Origin of the sequence: Paenibacillus ihuae, assembly GCF_001368795.1 — a bacterium.
Taxonomy (GTDB): Bacteria; Bacillota; Bacilli; order Paenibacillales; family Paenibacillaceae; genus Paenibacillus_AQ; species Paenibacillus_AQ ihuae.
Window position 1 is genome coordinate 729,797 of record NZ_LN831198.1, and the last position, 18,407, is coordinate 748,203.

Annotated in this window: 15 protein-coding genes; 13 read left to right on the top strand and 2 right to left on the bottom strand. The window is 52.0% G+C overall.

Going from position 1 to position 18,407, the window contains the following annotated elements:
• Positions 1-178 precede the first annotated feature (178 nt).
• From AQR02_RS03320 to AQR02_RS03370, 11 genes are all read left to right on the top strand, one after another.
• The gene (locus AQR02_RS03320; RefSeq protein ID WP_054939381.1) at positions 179-1,351 is read left to right on the top strand and encodes a BMP family ABC transporter substrate-binding protein; all 1,173 of its coding nucleotides are present in this window, start codon (positions 179-181) and stop codon (positions 1,349-1,351) included.
• 108 nt (positions 1,352-1,459) lie between these two features.
• Positions 1,460-2,992, top strand: a complete 1,533-nt coding sequence (locus AQR02_RS03325) for an ABC transporter ATP-binding protein (RefSeq protein ID WP_054939382.1) — start codon at positions 1,460-1,462, stop codon at positions 2,990-2,992.
• A complete protein-coding gene (locus AQR02_RS03330; protein WP_054939383.1) occupies positions 2,989-4,110 on the top strand; it encodes an ABC transporter permease in 1,122 nt (373 codons plus the stop codon). Before AQR02_RS03325 ends, AQR02_RS03330 begins: the two co-directional genes overlap by 4 nt.
• Before the next feature lie 62 nt (positions 4,111-4,172).
• On the top strand, positions 4,173-5,102 hold the full coding sequence (locus AQR02_RS03335; RefSeq protein ID WP_054939384.1) for an ABC transporter permease: 930 nt from the start codon (positions 4,173-4,175) through the stop codon (positions 5,100-5,102).
• Between the two features lie 236 nt (positions 5,103-5,338).
• A complete protein-coding gene (gene uraD / locus AQR02_RS03340; RefSeq protein ID WP_054939385.1) occupies positions 5,339-5,872 on the top strand; it encodes a 2-oxo-4-hydroxy-4-carboxy-5-ureidoimidazoline decarboxylase in 534 nt (177 codons plus the stop codon).
• Positions 5,869-6,255, top strand: coding sequence for a hydroxyisourate hydrolase (uraH, locus tag AQR02_RS03345; RefSeq protein ID WP_054939386.1), 387 nt, complete (start codon positions 5,869-5,871; stop codon positions 6,253-6,255). The genes uraD and uraH overlap by 4 nt, the downstream gene beginning before the upstream one ends.
• 49 nt (positions 6,256-6,304) lie before the next feature.
• Positions 6,305-7,699, top strand: coding sequence for an allantoinase (locus tag AQR02_RS03350; protein ID WP_054939387.1), 1,395 nt, complete (start codon positions 6,305-6,307; stop codon positions 7,697-7,699).
• Positions 7,696-8,943, top strand: a complete 1,248-nt coding sequence (gene allC, locus AQR02_RS03355) for an allantoate deiminase (protein ID WP_054939388.1) — start codon at positions 7,696-7,698, stop codon at positions 8,941-8,943. The genes AQR02_RS03350 and allC overlap by 4 nt, the downstream gene beginning before the upstream one ends.
• Positions 8,944-8,964: 21 nt before the next feature.
• Positions 8,965-10,197, top strand: a complete 1,233-nt coding sequence (locus AQR02_RS03360; RefSeq protein WP_054939389.1) for a pyridoxal-phosphate-dependent aminotransferase family protein — start codon at positions 8,965-8,967, stop codon at positions 10,195-10,197.
• A gap of 156 nt (positions 10,198-10,353) precedes the next feature.
• Positions 10,354-12,159, top strand: a complete 1,806-nt coding sequence (locus tag AQR02_RS03365; RefSeq protein ID WP_245237069.1) for an adenine deaminase — start codon at positions 10,354-10,356, stop codon at positions 12,157-12,159.
• Between the two features lie 246 nt (positions 12,160-12,405).
• Positions 12,406-12,984 (top strand): IDEAL domain-containing protein, encoded by a 579-nt coding sequence (locus AQR02_RS03370; RefSeq protein ID WP_245237071.1) that lies wholly within the window; start codon positions 12,406-12,408, stop codon positions 12,982-12,984.
• A 123-nt stretch (positions 12,985-13,107) separates the two neighbouring features.
• Here AQR02_RS03370 and hemH read toward each other — a convergent pair whose 3' ends face one another.
• A complete protein-coding gene (hemH, locus tag AQR02_RS03375) occupies positions 13,108-14,148 on the bottom strand; it encodes a ferrochelatase (RefSeq protein ID WP_054939392.1) in 1,041 nt (346 codons plus the stop codon).
• A 490-nt stretch (positions 14,149-14,638) separates the two neighbouring features.
• Between hemH and AQR02_RS03380 the strand changes: the two genes are divergently transcribed.
• On the top strand, positions 14,639-16,870 hold the full coding sequence (locus AQR02_RS03380) for an FMN-binding protein (RefSeq protein WP_054939393.1): 2,232 nt from the start codon (positions 14,639-14,641) through the stop codon (positions 16,868-16,870).
• A gap of 270 nt (positions 16,871-17,140) precedes the next feature.
• On the top strand, positions 17,141-18,097 hold the full coding sequence (locus tag AQR02_RS03385; protein WP_054939394.1) for a 3'-5' exoribonuclease YhaM family protein: 957 nt from the start codon (positions 17,141-17,143) through the stop codon (positions 18,095-18,097).
• A gap of 33 nt (positions 18,098-18,130) precedes the next feature.
• Here AQR02_RS03385 and AQR02_RS03390 read toward each other — a convergent pair whose 3' ends face one another.
• On the bottom strand, positions 18,131-18,295 hold the full coding sequence (locus tag AQR02_RS03390; protein WP_159067678.1) for a hypothetical protein: 165 nt from the start codon (positions 18,293-18,295) through the stop codon (positions 18,131-18,133).
• Positions 18,296-18,407: the final 112 nt, after the last annotated feature.

Consider the following 18,407-nt stretch of genomic DNA (forward strand, 5'->3'; position numbering starts at 1 on the left):
CACATATTTTAAGTATATTTCGTCTCGTTTTAGTGCATAAGGCACAAAAAAGTTAGGATTTCTTATTACAAGGCACAAACGTATGTTATATAAATTTACGTAAACGCCTGGTCTCAGTATAGTAGAGATACATTAATGGTTACAGCCATTATGAGAGATATCCTGGAGGAGGAGAATTATGAAAAGAAGGGGTCAGGGATTTACGCTAAGCTTTGTGCTCGTGTTCCTGCTCGCGGTCGTACTGGCGGGCTGCGGAAGCAATAACAACGCGGCTACGAACACAGCTGCTACGGAGGCGCCGGCGGCAACGAATGCGGGAACAGCAACAGAGGCCACAGCAACAACAGAGCCGGCAGCAGAGAAGCCAACGGTTGCTTTTGTCTACATCGGACCTCCGGGTGACGGCGGTTATACGTATCAGCATGACCAAGGCCGTCTGTACATGGAGAAAGAGCTCGGTATTACTGCGGATTACGTAGAGAATGTTCCGGAAAGTGCCGATGCTGAACGCATCATCACTGAGCTTGCTCAGTCCCATGACATTGTATTTACTACAAGCTTCGGTTATATGGACTTCACTCTTAATGTAGCCAATAAATTCCCTAATGTGAAATTCCTCCATGCTTCCGGCTACAAGACAGCTGAGAACATGGGTACTTATTTCGGTAAGAACTATCAAGCAAGTTATCTGACCGGTATCGCTGCAGGGAAAATGACTACCAAAAACCACCTCGGGTATGTTGGTGCTTTCCCGATCAGCGAAGTTATCTATAATCTTAATGCCTTTACACTTGGAGCACAAAGCGTCAACCCTGATATTAAGGTAGATGTAGTGTGGACCAACACCTGGTATGATCCGGCAACTGAACGTCAGGCGGCAATAAGCCTTCTCGATAAAGGTGCAGATGTCCTGCTGGCTTATCAGGATTCCCCGGCAACCCTGCAGGCAGCTGCTGAACGCGGAGCCTATGCAGGCGGCAATGACTCTGACATGAGTAAGTACGCACCTGATAATTATCTGACTAACCCGGTATGGAATTGGGGCCCTTACTACGTGAAGGCTGTTCAATCGGTAATAGACGGAACGTGGAAGAGCGAGCAATATTCCGGCGATATGGCTGACGGCATGGTTGAGCTTGCTCCGTTCGGCAACAAGGTTCCGGATGATGTCAAGACCCTGGTAGAAGAAGCAAAGGCTAAGATTATCAGCGGTGAGCTGGATGTATTTACTGGCCCGATTTCTGATAACCAAGGCAAAGAACAGGTTAAGGCAGGCCAGACACTGACCCTTGAAGAAGTACTGGGCATGAACTGGCTGGTAAAAGGCATAGAGGGCACAATCCCGCAATAATGTCATAATCCTAATTTCATCATGCATGTCCTTATGGGTGGGGCGGGTTCCGTTAAGGTGGAACCTTCCCCACCCGTACTACAACTATAAGGAAAGGAGCATCCCAAAATGCAGGACCATTCGGTTGAAATGCGCGGGATTGTGAAGAAATTCGGTTCTGTAACGGCAAGCGATCAAGTCGATTTTTCGGCAAATGCGGGTGAGGTTCACGCGCTGCTTGGTGAGAATGGAGCAGGTAAGAGCACAGTCATGAGCATGCTGTCAGGTGTATACCGGGCGGATGAAGGCGAAATTCTGATCCATGGACAGACCGCCAGAATCCGTTCCCCTAAGGATGCAGCACTCCTGGGTGTCGGAATGGTATTTCAAAACTTCAGACTGGTGCAAAGTCTTACAGCAGCGGAAAATATCGTGCTTGGCGAAAAGTCGTCTTTCTGGCGGGGCAGCAAATGGATCAAACATAAGCATGAAGAAATTGAGGCGCTGGGAGAACGGTTCGGGCTGAAATTCCCGGTTGACCGTCCGATCTGGCAATTGTCCGTCGGTGAGCAGCAGCGTGTGGAGATCGTCAAGACACTGTACCGGGGAGCAGATATTATTATTTTGGATGAACCCACCTCTGTGCTTACTCCGGGAGAAGCGGAGCAGCTGTTTGAAACACTGCGGGTGATGAAGCAGGCGGGCAAGACAGTGATTATGACTACGCATAAAATGAAAGAAGTGATGGCTTCTTCCGACCGGATTTCCGTTATGCGCAAAGGAAAGATGATCGCTACGCTGGCTACGGCGGATACGGATGAGCTGGAACTGGCCCGGCTGATGGTAGGCAGAGAGGTAACGATCAGCCGCCAGGAGCGTGAGGTTACCCAAGGTGAGCCTTTGCTTATCGTTAACCGGCTGGAAGTCTCAGCCGATCATGGCCGCAAGGCACTCGACAACCTGTCGCTGAAGGTATGTGAAGGTGAGATTGTCGGGGTTGCGGGAGTGGCCGGCAATGGGCAGAAGGAGCTGGCAGAAGTGCTTACAGGGCTTAGAACCTGGAAGAATGGCGAGATTATTTTTGATGGCAGCAAGGTGACAACGGCTTCGGTCAGAGGAGCCATTGATTCAGGGATATCCCATGTGCCGGAGAACCGGATGAAGAGCGGTCTGGCCGGACGGCTGGGCTCGGTGGATAATCTGCTGTTCAAGTCTTACCGCAGTGAAGAGCATTCCAAATTCGGCTTTTTGAAAGCAGCAAAGAACCGTTTGTGGTCTCAGGAGCTGGTCCAGCGCTTCAATGTGAAGACACCTGAGCTCGATACACCGGTCCAGCAATTGTCCGGCGGCAACCAGCAGAAGCTGCTGTTTGCCCGTGAGGTCAGCCATAAGCCGAAGCTGATGGTCGCTGTTCACCCTACACAGGGTCTGGATGTAGGGGCGACGGCCGGGGTACATGAGCTGCTGATGGAGCTGCGCAGTTCAGGGAGCGGAGTACTGCTAATCTCTGAGGATCTGGATGAGCTGCTGCAGCTGTCTGACCGGATTCTGGTTATATACAACGGTACAATCATCGGTGAAAGCGATCATGAGCACGCGGACAGAGAACAGATCGGTCTGATGATGGCCGGAATCAGGCACAGGGAGGGGAGTGCAGTATGAGTCCGGAAAATGGAAGCAATTCTGCAGCGGCAGTGCTGGAGCCGGCTCCGGCTAAGCCCGGTAAACGGTTCTCGCTGCGGCTGGAATACGATTCAAGCCGTACCCGCTCTCCGTGGTGGTCACCGATTCTGTCCGTTATACTGGCGCTTCTGCTGTGTGCGATATTCATTGCCGCTAACGGGATGAGTCCGGTTACGGTATATGAAAAGATGTTCCGGGGGGCCTTCGGTACCTCCTATGGATTCACAGAAACGATGGTAAAAGCAATCCCGCTGCTCCTGTGCGGCCTGGGTATCGCTGTTGCTTACCGGATTTCCGTCTGGAACATCGGGGCCGAAGGACAGCTGACCGTCGGGGCGATGGCGGCTACGGCGGTTACGATTTATTTTCCGGATCTCCCGTCCTTCTGGTCGATAACGCTGATGCTGTTATTCGGTACAGCGGCAGGGGCGCTTTGGGGATTGATGACAGCTATTCCCCGGACACACTTCGGTGTCAACGAGCTGATTACTTCATTGATGTTAAATTATGTGGCGCTGCTGGCCCTGGATTATGTGGTGTTCGGACCCTGGAAAGATCCGAAGGGCTTCAATTTCCCGGGATCACCGATGTTTACGGCTGCCCAGTCCTTACCTGTTCTTGGGACGACAAGACTGCATATTGGGCTGATTTTTGGGCTTATCGCGGTGGTCATCTATTATCTGATGGTTAAATTTACCCGCTGGGGCTATGAGCTGCGGCTGATTGGGGCCAATCCGACGGCTGCGCGTTACGCGGGGATTCATATTAAACGGCATATTATTATCGTTATGCTGATCAGCGGCGGGCTGGCCGGAATAGCCGGTATGGCTGAGGTTTCCGGGGTGACGCACAAGCTGATGCAGGGGATTTCACCCGGCTACGGCTACACCGCAATTATCGTCGCCTGGCTTGCCAAGCTGAACCCGCTCGGTCTGATCATCACCTCTGTTCTATTCGGAGGACTGATAGTCGGCGGCTATAGTGTACAGACCATTGGACTGCCCTCGTCAATTTCTGAAATGCTGCAGGGCTCGATCCTGTTCTTCCTGATAGCCGGCGATATGATTCACCGTTTCCGCATACGCCGGAGCGCATAAGCAGCGCCTTTCAACTATCAGAACGTATATTATCGCGGGGATTTTGAGAAGGGAGTTTACCTATGGATTTCACTACACAGTTATTAATAGCCGCAATCTCTGCCGGAACCCCGCTGCTGCTGGCTACACTGGGAGGTATTCTGAACGAACGAGCGGGCATAATCCAGCTTGGCGCAGAGGGACTGATGCTGATGGGGGCAGTGACTACCTGTATCGTCTATATCCGCAGCGGAAATCTCCTGCTGGCGCTCCTTGCGGCTATTGCAGTCACCGCAGTGCTCGGAATGGTGCATTCGTTCCTCTGTGTGACGCTGCGGGCGAACCAGACGATGTCCGGGCTTGCCATGACCCTGTTCGGAAGCGGCCTCAGCGCTTATTTGGGCAAGTCAATCAGCGGACTGCCGCTGCCGGGGACTTCGCCTAAGCTGAACCTCAGCTGGCTGAACGGGATTCCGGTCATCGGGGATATTTTTGGCCGGATGGATTATTTAACCTGGTTCAGCCTGCTGCTGGTACTGGTGCTGCATCTGCTGATCCATCACACCTCCTGGGGGCTGCATCTGCGGGCCGTAGGGGACAGCCCCGCGACTGCCGATGTTATGGGCATCCGTGTGCAGCTGATCCGCTACAGCTATGTAACGGCCGGTGCTGCACTGATAGGCTTAGCGGGGGCGGATATGGTGCTGGCTTACGCGCCGACCTGGAATGAAGGCCTTACGGCCGGCCGCGGCTGGATTGCGGTCGGGCTTGTTATCTTCGCCAGATGGAATCCGCTGCGTGCACTCTTCTGCGCTTATTTCTTCGGTGCACTCGATTCGCTCGGCTTCCGCATCCAGCTGCTGGGCAGCGTGATTCCGCCTTATTTCCTCAAGATGATTCCATACATCGTAACGATTCTGGTGCTGATGTATCTCGGCTACCGCAACCGCAACAAGCCTTCGGGCACCCCGGAATCGCTGGGGACACCTTATGTCCGTGAGCAGCGGTTCTAAGAGAAATAAAGCAGGCAGGTAACAAAGACTTCACTTATCGTTTGATGCTATAATCGGTCCAACCGTCCATTTAATGTAGTTCGAACATCTAACCCAGCAAAGAAACCGCTATTTCCGGCGCAGAGCAAAAAGTAGATGACTTGAATACAGCAAATGGACTTTTTTTACCCTTTTATAGAGAATATTATTACATTAATAGCAAAATATGTAGAATTGGAAGAAGGCGGGGCGGGAATATGAGTGCAGAAAAGGATTCATTAACAATAAACCAAATTAACGTAATGGATAAGGAACAGTTTGTGGCGGCACTTGGCGGAATCTTCGAACATTCCCCCTGGGTGGCGGAGGGGGCTTACCGGCATGTTCCGTTTCATTCGGTGGAAGAGCTGCACAGTGTGATGCTGGAGACGGCACGGAGTGCGCCGCGCAGCCAAATTGAAGCCCTGCTGAGATCCCATCCCGATCTGGCGACAAGACTTCAGGTTACCCCGCTGTCAGCGGCGGAGCAGCAGGGTGCGGGCCTGGACCGGCTGACACCTGAGGAGTTCAAACGGCTTACTGAACTAAATGCGGCATATACGGAGAAATTCCGGTTTCCCTTTATTCTGGCCGTACGCGGCAAAAACAAGGATGACATCATTAAGGCGATCGGGGAACGGGTTAACCGTCCGCTGGAAGAGGAATGGGAGCAGGCGCTTCATGAAATTGGTAAAATCACCGGTTTCCGGCTGCATGATCTGCTGTCTGAGCCTGAGGATACACAGTCATGAGCGGCCGGCTGACCACCCATGTGCTGGACCTGGCCCGGGGAGTGCCGGCGGCCGGTATGGCGCTTCAGCTCTGGAAGCTTGACGGCGGGGCGGCAGGCGAGCTGCTGCGGGAAGCAGTGACGAACAGCGACGGCAGACTGGATGCCCCGCTGCTGGCGGGAAGCGAGCTTGCTCCCGGCAGCTATGAGCTGCTGTTTATGGCCGGGGACTATTTCCGCGGCAGCAATCCGGCAGACGAGGGCGCTTCGGTAGCCGCAGCAGGTTCTACTATTTTTTTTCTCGAACAGATTCCAATCCGCTTCACAATAATCAATCCCGCCGAGCATTATCATGTTCCGCTGCTAGTGGCTCCAGGAGGGTACAGCACGTATCGGGGAAGTTGAAAATATTAGACAAATAACAATTATATAGATGGCCGGAGGTGACCGATTCATGAAAGAAACGTATGAGCTTATCATCAAGAATGGGGACGTAGTACTGCCCGGAGAAGTACGCAAGCTGGACATCGCTGTGAAGAACGGAAAGATTGCCGCGCTGGGCGAGGAGCTGCCGGTTTATCCGGACACCCGGGTCATCGATGCGGAAGGACAGTATGTGCTGCCCGGCATGATCGATATGCATGTTCATTTTAATGAGCCGGCGCTGGGCCATTGGGAAGGCTTCCGCAGCGGTTCGGCGGCACTTGCCGCCGGAGGCTGCACCTGTTATGCGGATATGCCCCTGAACGGTAATCCGCCTACTGTGAATAAAGCCGCACTGCAGCTCAAGGCAGACGCAGCGGCCGGCAACTCTGCCGTGGATTATGTGCTGTGGGGCGGGCTGGTTCCCGGCAATCTGGAGGATCTGGAGGAGCTGGCAGAAGCCGGTGTTACCGGCTATAAGGCTTTCATCTCCAATCCCGGAGGCGAAGGGGAAGGCCGGTTCCGCGAGGTGGATGATGACACATTGTATCAGGGTATGCAAAGAATTGCCGGGCTCGGCGGTATTCTTGCCCTGCATGCGGAGAGCGAAGAGATCACCGCTGTGCTGACAGCTGATGCTGTACGGAACGGCCGGACTACTGCGCGTGATTTTGCCGCCTCCCGTCCGGCGGAAGCTGAGCTAGAGGCCGTGGCGAGAGCGCTGCTGTACAGTGAACGGACTGGCTGCAGACTGCACTTTGTGCATATAAGCACCGCAGCTGCGATTGAATTAATCCATGAAGCCAAGCTCCGCGGGCTCGATGTGTCTGCGGAAACCTGTCCCCATTACCTGGTTCTGAGCGAGAACAGCCTGGAGGAACTGGGAGCGCTGGCTAAATGTGCGCCGCCGCTGCGCAGCCCGGAGGAGCAGGAGAAGCTGTGGAAGGTGCTGGCTGAAGGCCGGATCGAGCTGATCGCCTCGGATCATTCCCCTTGTCCGCCGGAGCTTAAGCTTGATCCCGGGCTAAACTTCTTTGAAGCCTGGGGCGGTATTTCCGGGGCGCAAAGCAGCCTGGAGCTGATGTTCCACGAAGGGGTCAATGTGCGCGGCCTGCCGGTTACGCAGATTGCCGCGCTCCTGGCTGAGCAGCCGGCCCGGCGTTTCGGGCTGGATCACCGCAAAGGCTCGATCAAGCTTGGATTGGACGCCGATCTGGTGCTGCTGAACCCGAATCATTCCTATATATTGAGCGCAGAGGATCTCTATTACCGCCATAAACACAGTCCCTATGCCGGCAAGACCTTATCCTGCAAGGTCTCAGCCACGATAAGCCGCGGCACAGTGGTCTATACCGCAGAGCAAGGACTTCTGATCGAAGACGGCGGGCAATGGCTGCGGGTAAACGAAGGGCAGTCTTCATTATGACAACACCGACGATTAAGGCACCGGCGCTTGAGATGATGGAGCTGCTGGAGGAGCTTGCAGTATTCAGCGCCCCAGGACCCGGAGTATCCCGCCTTCTATATACTCCGGAATGGCTCCGGGCACAGCAGTTCCTGCAGGAGAGGATGGCTGCACTGGGGATGGAAGTGAGGTGTGATGACGTCGGGAATGTCTATGGAAGGTTTACAGGCTCAGAGACAGCCGATAAAGTCATATTAACCGGCTCACATATTGACACCGTTCTGAACGGCGGGAAATATGACGGTGCATACGGGGTTGCTGCCGCTGTTACTGCACTGCATTATTTGCAGCAGACCTTCGGGCGGCCGCTGCGGACCGTGGAGGCAGTAGCCTTTTGCGAAGAAGAGGGCAGCCGGTTTCCGCTGACCTTCTGGGGCTCCGGCAATGTAACAGGGATGTTTAATGGAAGCGAAGCGGATAGCTGCACAGATTCCCGGGGGATGACGATTTCTTCGGCCATGGAAGCTTGCGGATTGGGAAGCAAGTCCGGGAAGGGTCCCCGCAGAGAGGATATAGGTGCGTATGTTGAGCTGCATATCGAACAGGGCATCGTATTGGAGCAATCGGCCTTGGAGATAGGAATCGTTGATGCAATCGCCGGGCAGCGGCGATTTCAGGTGAAAGTTGGCGGCACGGCGAACCATGCCGGCACAACCCCGATGGGGCTGCGGCGGGATGCGCTAGCGGGTGCTGCAGAGATGCTGCTGGTGCTGGAGCAGTCGGCGGTCCAGGCCGGTGATCCGCTGGTAGCTACTTGCGGCAAGCTGGAGGTGTCCCCCGGTACGCCAAATGTGATTCCCGGTGAAGTGCAGTTTACACTGGATATCCGCCATAGCGGAGCCGAGCAGCTGGAACGCTTTTGCAACGGTATTCAGGCACATTTCGAAAGGATCGCCGAAAACCGCGGGCTGACTTTGGAGCTCACAGCAACCTTAGCAACCACTCCTGCACCAATGGATGTGGGGCTGAAGGGGCTGCTGGAGCAGATCAGCCTGCAGCAGGGGAGAAGCTTCCGCACGATGGTTAGCGGAGCAGGCCATGATGCCCAGCTCTTTGCCCCCCTATGTCCTACAGCAATGATTTTTGTACCGAGCCGGGCCGGAATCAGCCATTCTCCGGATGAATATTCTTCACCGGAAGAGCTGGCTGCCGGATTGAATGTGTTAACGGCCATATTATATGAGCTGGCTTATAAAGAAAGCTGAACATCAGAGGGAGAGGTTCTCATGAAGCGGTACGAAGATTTGTCGCCGTCCTTGCGGTGCATCATGACCCCGGGACCGGTGGAGGTCGATCCGCGCGTGCTGCGGGCGATGTCTTTTCCGGTGCTGGGCCAGTTTGATCCTGAATTTACGGATATTATGAATGAAACTATGGGGATGCTGCGTGAGCTGTTTGCTACGAACAATAAATGGGCTTTTCCGGTCGACGGCACTTCGCGTTCCGGTATTGAAGCGGTAATGGTCAGTTTAATCGCACCCGGCGACCGGGTGCTGATTCCGATCTTTGGCCGGTTCGGCCATTTGCTGCATGAAATCGCCGAACGCTGCGGGGCAGAGGTCTATACCATTGAAAAAGCTTGGGGCAGTGTGTTTGCTCCGGAGGAAGTGATCTCCGCGATCCAAAGCTTTAAGCCGGATGTGGTAGCCATTGTTCACGGGGAAACCTCCACAGGCCGGGTGCAGCCGCTGGCTGAGATCGGGAGGGCCTGCCGTGAACAGGATGCCCTGCTTATCGTGGACGCCGTTGCGACAATCGGCGGTGTGCCGGTGGAGACGGATGCCTGGATGCTGGACGCTGTCATCGGCGGTACACAGAAGTGCCTGTCGATTCCCTCCGGGATGGCGCCGGTTACTTATAATGAGCGGGCGGAAGCCAAGCTGCTGAAGCGCAAGCAGGTAGAACGCGGGCTCAGAACAGGCGAGTTCGAAGCGGGGGAGCTGCCTCCTGTGCGTAGCAATTATTTTGACTTAAGCATGCTTCAGGATTACTGGGGTCCGCAGCGGCTGAATCATCATACGGAGATGACTTCGATGCTCTATGCACTGCGTGAAGGGCTGCGGCTGGTGCTTGAGGAAGGCCTTCAGGCACGGCATGCCAGACATGCGCTGCATGAAGAGGCGCTTACAGCCGGACTCAAGGCGATGGGCCTGGAGCTGTATGGGGATCCGCAGAGCAAGCTGACTGTAGTTACCTGTGTGCGGATTCCGGAGGAGGTTGACGGGGAGTCTGTGCGCAGCATGCTGCTTGACCGCTTTGGCATCGAGATTGCCAGCTCCTTCGGGCCGCTCAAAGGACAAATCTGGCGCATCGGCACGATGGGCTTCAGCTGCCGTGAAAATAATGTGCTGCGGGTACTGGGAGCGCTTGAGGCAACGCTTTTGCGGCATGGGCATGCTCTTCCTGCCGGCCTCGGCGTTCAGGCGGCACTTGACGTATACGAGGCGAAAGTAAGATAATCGTCTGAATAGGCAACTGGAGATACGCGAATGCAGTAAGGCTGTCCGGCTGAGCCGGACGGTTCAGGAATTACCCAGGAAACGGCTTGCGTCCCGCGAAGGGGCGGCATAGCCGTTTTTATTAAAATAAAAAGCAAATCGGAGGGAGTGGAAGTCATGATGTTTAAAAGAAAACCGCTTGCGGATTGTGTACCTGAGCTTGTGGCTACAGCCCGCGGCGATCAGCCGGCATCCCTGGTCATCACGAGAGGAAAGCTGGTCAATGTGGTCTCGGGGGAGATTTTGGAGGGGATGTCTGTTGCGGTACAAGGGGGGCGCATAGCCTATGTCGGCAAGGACGTCTCTCATACGATTGGTGAAGGTACAAAGATTATTGATGCAGCCGGCAAATATATTGCTCCCGGCTTACTTGACGGGCATTGCCATATCGAAAGCACACAGCTGACCGTTACCGAATTTGCCCGTGCGGTGCTGCCGATGGGAACGACGGGCGGATTCTTTGATGCGCATGAAATCGCCAATGTGTTCGGGCTGAAGGGGATTAAGCTGATGCTGGATGAAATGCGCGGCACGCCGCTTGCCGCGTATATGCAGGTGGCTTCCTGTGTACCTTCGGCAGGAGCGGAGTTCGAAACAACCGGGGCCTCACTTGGACCGGCGGAAATTGCCGAAGCCTATACCTGGGGAGAGGATGTCATCGCTCTCGGAGAAGTCATGAACTTCCCGGGCGTGGTATATGGCGATGATAAAATGATCGGCGAAATTCAGGCGACACTCCGCGCAGGCAGATACGTGGATGGGCATTTCACCTGGCCGTCCAGTGACTGGAGACTTCCGGTTTATGCTGCCGCCGGCGTAACCGGCGACCATGAATGTGTAACGGCTGAGGATGTGATTGAACGTGTCCGTCTGGGGATGTATGCCAAAATGCGCCGCGGCTCCGCCTGGCATGATGTAGCGAAGACGATCACTGCGCATACGGAACACGGGCTGGACCCGCGCCGGATGATGCTGGTCACGGATGACCGCAGCTCAGAATCGCTGCGCGACGAAGGACATATGGATTTTGTCGTACGACATGCGATCTCTCAAGGAGTAAAGCCGGTTATTGCCTTCCAGATGGCAACCATTAACACCGCTGAGCGCTTCGGCGTAGCCCGTGATATCGGCTCAATTACGCCGGGCTCCTGTGCGGATATTATTTTGCTGGACGGAAATCTGGCCGATGTCCATGTAGTAACGACAATAGCTGCTGGTGTGGTGGTGGCTGAGAACGGCATTATGACGGCTGAGCTTCCGGCCTATACCTACCCTGAGGAAGTGCGTGCGTCGGTTCATTTGCAACAGCTTCCGGTGCCGGAGGATTTTGTGATCCATGCTCCGGTGGAGTCAGGCAGCCTCGCTACCCGGGTAATCAAGGTCATCGAGAATCATGTGGAGACAGAAGAGCTGATCGTGCAGCTGCCGGTGGAGAACGGGGTGCTGCAGATCGGAAACGGCCTCTGCAAAATCGCTGTATTTGAACGGCACAAAGGAACCGGTAACAAATCGGTAGGCGTGGTAGATGGGATCGGCTTCCATGAGCCTGCGGCTATTGCCATGACGGTTGCACATGACAGCCACAATGTGCTGGTGATCGGCAATGATGATGTCCTGATGGCAAAAGCAGCAGCGGCGGTAGCAGAAGCTCAAGGGGGTGTGGCTGTAATTACAGGGACGGGAACCACGCTATTCCCGCTGGCCATCGCCGGACTAATGTCCGCAGAGCCGTTTGAGGTAGCAGCCGCCCAGTCCGCGGCAATCAGTACAGCGCTGTATGATGCAGGCTGCACGCTGAATTATGCTTTTATGACGCTGTCTCTGCTGGCGCTTGCAGTCATTCCAACCTTGCGGATTTCCGATAAGGGCCTGGTGCGGATCTCACCGGAAGAGGGCATTCAGCTCGTATCTTTATTCTGCTAGACGGCAATACGCCAGATTACCGTATACTACCAAAAGTGCCTCCAGCCGGTTACCGGTCTGGAGGCGCTTTTTTTCTATGTGAATGACTCTGCAAAACTCTAATTAAACTCCTTATCTTTCATTCCAAAGCAGTCGAATTGCAGAGCCGCCCCTTCCAAAAATAACCGGAATGGTTACAGTTCTGTCATAAGGGGCATAATATTAACCGTTTCATCACATTTCGAAACATATATTTTAAGAATTTTAATGAAAAACATTAACAAACCGCCAAATTTCGACGATAATACTTTTAAATTAATTAAAATTAGTGCCAATTCACAGGTTTACAGAAAAGTTACTGGAAGTTCAAATATAAGGAACGGGGTGTATGAGATGATCAGATTAGATACACAGGACATTGTGAATATCACAATGAAGCAAATTGCCGGTATTTTTAAAATGGAGCCGCTTGAGCTCAGATTTGTTAATGATTTTCGGGGGGAGCAATATCTGCTAACCAATGATAAGCTGCATCTCAGCAACCAGCAATATTGGGCAAAGGTTATGGATTGTGTGTTCGATAACCATGTGAGACCGGTTTTGATGTGTGAAGTGCTGTATTTCCTCCGCAATGAATTTATGGAGAGTGACATCAAGCTTAAGTTTTCTTACGATTTTGCTGATGGTGCGAATGGGTTGGCAACGGCAACAGCTGAGGTTTGCTTCAATGATTCTCCGGAGCTGCAGCCGGCTGAAATTGCTGAATTGATTGATTTTGCCTTGGCCTTGCAGGATAAGAATTGGTTCGAGGAACTGACTGCTAAATACAAACAATTAACCGCATAAGCCTCATGCGCAAGCCATAGAGTACTATAAATTAATAGAGCCGCGAGATCTGCCAGTTTACAGCTGAGATTAGCGGCTTATTTAAAATATATAATGAGGCTTATTCCACATCCGCCAGCATGTTTAGGAATGAATCTGGGGACTTTCTGCTGCCAGCCATCCCTGGGCATTGTCGGTAACCATCTGCGCGAGAAAGATAAGCCACTCTTCACTGTCGTTCAAGCAGGGTACACTTAAGAATTCCCCGGGCTCTCCTCCGCCGGAGGCGAAATGCTCCCGTCCTTCCACCGCAAGCTCATGCAGTGTTTCCAGACAGTCGGTCACAAGGCCCGGTGAGAAAATCAACGGCCTGCAGATGCCGCGTCCGGCCAAGCCCTTCAGCACTTCTTCAGTCGATGGCCCGAGCCAGTCCTCACGGCCAAAGCGTGATTGAAAGCTGACCTGCCAGAGTCCAGGCTCCCAATGCATAGCTTCCGCCAGCAGGCGGGCCGTTTCCAGACACTGCTGAGGGTAAGGATCCCCCGTTTCGGCATATCTGCGGGGAATTCCGTGAAAAGACAGCACCACATAATCAGGCGCTGCATCCATACGGCTTAATTGCCGGAGCAGATGAAGCTTCATAGCTGAGATATAACCAGGTTCATCATAGTAGGAATCAATAAACCGCAGAGCCGGGACGAAGCGCTTGGACACGGATCCTGTTGCGCTGCTTCTTCCGAGAGCGGCGAAGCTCGCAGCATCATAGACGGAAGCGGTAGTAGTAGAAGAGTATTGCGGGAATAAGGGAACAACGACAATCCGCTTAACGCCTGCAGCTTCAAGTACAGACATGGCCTGTTTCATGCCGGGTTCGCTGTAAGCTAGCCCGAGCTCCACCTGATAATGGCTGCCAAGCAGTTTTTGCAGGCCTTCGCGCTGAGCCAGTGAATGCAGGAGCAGCGGCGAACCATCCTTTTGCCAGATGCTGCTGTACAGTTTGGCGGACCGCTGCGGCCTTACGCGTAAAATAACCCCACGCAGCAGAGGCTGCCACAGGAAAGGGGGATAGTCGATAATCCGGCGGTCCGACAAAAACCTGCGCAGATAGGTGCGCACTGCATTGGCCTTTGGCGCTTCGGGTGTTCCGATTTGGGCAAGAATTACTCCGACAGGGGATGGTTTCATTTAGCGGACGCTCACTTTCATGGAACTTAACATCCTTATAAAGTATCACAACCATTATTGGAAGTTCAATACAATAAATCATAGGTTTCTCATAAGACGGAGTATATGGGAGAATTTGAGAGTAAAATCAAATATATTATTTATGTTAAGCGCAAATAGTGATTTTTCTTATAGGGTGTGTGATTTTATATACAGAGAAATGAAGTGTATATTTGATACCATCAAGCCAGAAATTACCTCTAAGAGGTTAATAGTTTTTATGTGATTTAATTCACCCTCTTATGTGAATTGTTTCACCTTACGCAGTATTTGTAAATTAATGAACGCAGCTTCTGAATCACACAACTGGGTCATGCAGGAACGGGAGAGGGGTGATGATTTCTTATGAAGAGACATGTTGTTCTTCGTAAGAAAGGACGGGAGAGGACCAGCAGGGGGATTTTTTCGAAGAGCTATATACTACTGGGGATTTGGTAAAGGAGAATATGCATTGAAAAAACTAATTACTTTGACAGTCAGCGCAGCTTTACTGCTTGCGCCATTCGCTTACACGATTAACGCACCTGCTTTGAAATTGACGGTGGACGCAGTTTCGGCAGCTTCTGAAGAAGCGCCGGCAGCGACTGCGAAACCAGCCGCTAAGCCAACACCAAAGGCAACAGCAAAACCAACGCCAAAAGCGACAGCTAAACCGGTTGCAACAGCAAAACCGGCAGCAACAGCAAAAGCAACAGCAAAACCGGCTGCAACAGCAAAACCGGCAGCAACAGCAAAAGCAACAGCAAAACCAGCCGCAACAGCAAAACCGGTTGCAACGGCTAAGCCTTTGACTGTATCTAAAAACGTATACCAAGACGGCGTATATGTAGCCTATGGCGATGCTTATTCCAAGGGTACTGAAGGCGCGAAGGTTACAATTAAAGACGGAAAGATCGCTGATATCGTACTGATGAGAACCAACCCGAAAATCATCGACAACACGGTCAGCAACAACTATAGCGGCGTGTGGGTAGCTTATGGTCTGATGAAAGAAAGACTGCTTGGTCAATCCAGAGACAGTGCAGCAGCAGTTGATGCTGTATCCGGCGCAACCCGCTCCAGCAACGGCTGGAAGCTGTCTGTGGACAGAGCGTTTGAAAGAGCACTGAAAGTTAAACCGGCAGATGCTACTTACTTCGCAGGTGACCACATGGGTGTTGACCCTGAAGGTAAATATGCTGTATTCGCTAGCTATGATGCTAACAGCCTTACAGCAGTGAAGCTGTATCCGATGACCAGCACTGGCAGCTTCGTTGACGAAAAAGCATACACAGCTGAACAAACAGCAGCAATTGCAGCGATTACACCTGTTCTGCTCGCCAAAGGATCTGCTGCACAGCCGGTTGCCGGCTATGAAGCTGAATCCAAAGCTGCCATCAATGCTTTCTGGGATGCAGAACAAAATGCCACAATCAACAACACCTCTGCTTATGTTGACGGTTTCTATTCTTCCTACGGTACTGCAAGAAGCGTAGGCGTTGAGAGAGCCGATGTTGTTATCCGTAACGGCAAACTGGTAGACGTGAAACTGTACAGACTTGGAACCAACCTGATTGACAGAGGCACATCCGCTTATGCCGAAGTGGTAAAAGCTAACGCACCAATGACTGCAAAATTGCTTGCTAACGGGTCTTATATCGCTAATTATGATGAAAAGGTAGACGGTATTTCCGGCGCTACTGAAAGCAGCCACAGCTGGAATCAGGCAGTACAAAGAGCATTTGAGAAAGCCTTGAAGGTTCCTGCAGCAGGCCAATACTTCGACGGCAAATTCGCAGGTGTGGATAACCAATCCAAAATCCTGCTGCTGGTTGATGTTGCAGCTGATCAAGTAACCGGAATTAAACTCAGCCTGTTCGGAACAGACGGCAAACTTATTGCTGCTGACAAACTGACTGCTGACCAAAAAACACTGGTTGAACAACTGACCGCAGGTCTGCTTGAGAAAGGCGTGCAATTGGCTGATGTTGCTGGCCAAGAAGCTTTGTCCGCAGCAGCAAGAGCAGCTCTTACTGATGCATTGACTAACGCTTCCAAGGTTCAAGGCACATACAAAGACGGTACTTTCACCTCTTATGGCAACGCTTATGATAAAGGCACCAACAAAGCTGATGTTACCCTGCGTAACGGCAAAATCGTAAATGTTGTTCTGTCCCGCGTAGGTATGAACCTTGTTGACCTGGGTAAAGCAGCTTATGCTGAAGTGCAAAAGGCTATTCCTCAGCTTACTGCAAGCTTCCTGACAGCTGGTACCAAAGAAGGCGTACAACAGGTTGATGCAGTGTCCGGTGCAACATCAAGCAGTAACGGATTCAAAACCGCAGTAGACAGAGCTTACGAAAAAGCTGAACTTGTAAAAGTTGATAAAGCAGCTTACTTCGACGGTATCTTCATCGGTACGAGCATTGATAAATCCGTAAATGTAATGGTTACTGTGAAGAACAATGTTCCTGTAGCAATGACTGTGTACTACCTGGACAAAGCCGGAAAAGTTAAAATTCCGGAAATGCTGACAGCAGCTGATATTGCTGTGAAGTTTGAAATTGAGTCCACTTCGAACGGCAAATCTCTGCACAAATACGGATACAGAGCAGCAGCATTCGGTGCTAATGATGCTGAAAAGGCAGTCTCTGCCAAAGTCATTGAAGCGATCAAATCTGCTTTGGAAACAGCAAGTAAATAAGTTCGTTTACTCAAAAGAAGGGGTTGTCCTTAGCCATGCAAGTGTGGCGGGGGACGGCCCCTTTTTTGAATACGCAGAAAGATCACCCTTTCAGTAAGAACGGTGAAGTCGTTTTTTCTTAGTATTATCGTGTATAATAATAGACTCATAAAGAACAGCGACATAATTAGCAATGGCAATCGTATAGTATTTAAAGGGATTTCGGAGATGAATGTCTAAAGTGTACTATATGCAACAGGTGAAAGCCTGTAAGTAACAGGAGGCTCCAACATGACACTTATTAAACAATTATCGCCACAGGATGAATTCGTCGGCTTCTATCTGCTCAGAGAGCTGACGCTGAAACAAACAAACGGTACTCCTCCAAAGGATTATTTTGATATGGTACTCGGTGATTCCAGCGGCCAGTTATCGGCCAAGTATTGGGATGTCAGCACGACGGATAAAGAAACCTTTTTTCCGATGGCACTGGTAAAAGTTCGCGGTATTGCCCATACCTACCGTGAAAAACTGCAGATCAAAGTCACCAAGATACGGCTGGCTAATGAGTCCGATGGTGTGTCACTGACCGATTTCATCCGCTCGGCGCCCATCCGTCCGGTGGATCTGATCCATACGATCAAAGGTGCCATGGCCAGTATCGTGGATCAGGAAATTTCAACGCTAGTCGCGTTTTGTGTAGGTAAAGTGGAAGAGAAGCTGATGCACTATCCGGCGGCAAAAACCCACCACCATGCGTATTTTGCCGGGCTTGCTTATCATATGGTACGGATGCTGGAAATCGGAGATTTCCTGTGCAAACAGCGCCCGTTCCTGAATCCCGATTTGATGAAAGCGGGGATTATTTTACATGATATCGCCAAACCGGAGGAAATGATCTCCCAGTTTGGAATTGTCTCGGATTACAGTGTACAGGGCAAGCTAATCGGTCATATCTCGATGGCCTCGAACTGGATTACAGAGGCGGCGATCCGCTCTAACATTGATCTGGAATCCGAAAAAGTGCTGGCGCTGCAGCATCTGGTGTTATCCCATCATAATTTGGGGGAATGGGGCAGCCCTGTTCAGCCGCAGACAGCAGAGGCGGTAGCCCTGCATCATATTGATGCAATGGATGCTAAGCTGCAGATGGTGGAGGATGCGCTGGATACAACGCCGGAAACCGAAGAATGGACACCTTTTATCCGTGGATTGGAAAATAAGGCGGTATACCGCCTGAAGCTGTAAGGCCATTCTCTGCAGTAAGTGACTATAGGAAATTTACAAGAGCAGGTTCTTCCCGGTCGGAGAAGAACCTGCTCTTTGTTGTGTTGCATAGCCGGATTTTGCCGGAATATCTGCTGTGTTGGTAAAACTACCGTCGATTTCGCTCATATGAAGCAGTACGGTCGAATCAAAGGTAAAACTACCGTTGATTTCGCTCATATGAGGCGGAACGGTCGAATCAAAGGTAAAATGGACCTCCGTCAAGAAAGTGGACACCAAAAGACAAAATTAAGCTGCTTTTCGCTTGAATTTTGCTGCGAACTGGACTGGC

Excerpts from the sequence above, each read along its gene's own strand:
- uraD (WP_054939385.1), top strand. The coding sequence starts at position 5,339 with ATGAGTGCAGAAAAGGATTCATTAACAATAAACCAAATTAACGTAATG.
- hemH (WP_054939392.1), bottom strand. The coding sequence starts at position 14,148 with ATGAAACCATCCCCTGTCGGAGTAATTCTTGCCCAAATCGGAACACCC.
- AQR02_RS03365 (WP_245237069.1), top strand. The coding sequence starts at position 10,354 with ATGATGTTTAAAAGAAAACCGCTTGCGGATTGTGTACCTGAGCTTGTG.
- allC (WP_054939388.1), top strand. The coding sequence starts at position 7,696 with ATGACAACACCGACGATTAAGGCACCGGCGCTTGAGATGATGGAGCTG.
- uraH (WP_054939386.1), top strand. The coding sequence starts at position 5,869 with ATGAGCGGCCGGCTGACCACCCATGTGCTGGACCTGGCCCGGGGAGTG.
- AQR02_RS03385 (WP_054939394.1), top strand. The coding sequence starts at position 17,141 with ATGACACTTATTAAACAATTATCGCCACAGGATGAATTCGTCGGCTTC.
- AQR02_RS03390 (WP_159067678.1), bottom strand. The coding sequence starts at position 18,295 with ATGAGCGAAATCAACGGTAGTTTTACCTTTGATTCGACCGTACTGCTT.
- AQR02_RS03325 (WP_054939382.1), top strand. The coding sequence starts at position 1,460 with ATGCAGGACCATTCGGTTGAAATGCGCGGGATTGTGAAGAAATTCGGT.
- AQR02_RS03335 (WP_054939384.1), top strand. The coding sequence starts at position 4,173 with ATGGATTTCACTACACAGTTATTAATAGCCGCAATCTCTGCCGGAACC.
- AQR02_RS03360 (WP_054939389.1), top strand. The coding sequence starts at position 8,965 with ATGAAGCGGTACGAAGATTTGTCGCCGTCCTTGCGGTGCATCATGACC.
- AQR02_RS03320 (WP_054939381.1), top strand. The coding sequence starts at position 179 with ATGAAAAGAAGGGGTCAGGGATTTACGCTAAGCTTTGTGCTCGTGTTC.
- AQR02_RS03370 (WP_245237071.1), top strand. The coding sequence starts at position 12,406 with ATGAAAAACATTAACAAACCGCCAAATTTCGACGATAATACTTTTAAA.
- AQR02_RS03350 (WP_054939387.1), top strand. The coding sequence starts at position 6,305 with ATGAAAGAAACGTATGAGCTTATCATCAAGAATGGGGACGTAGTACTG.
- AQR02_RS03330 (WP_054939383.1), top strand. The coding sequence starts at position 2,989 with ATGAGTCCGGAAAATGGAAGCAATTCTGCAGCGGCAGTGCTGGAGCCG.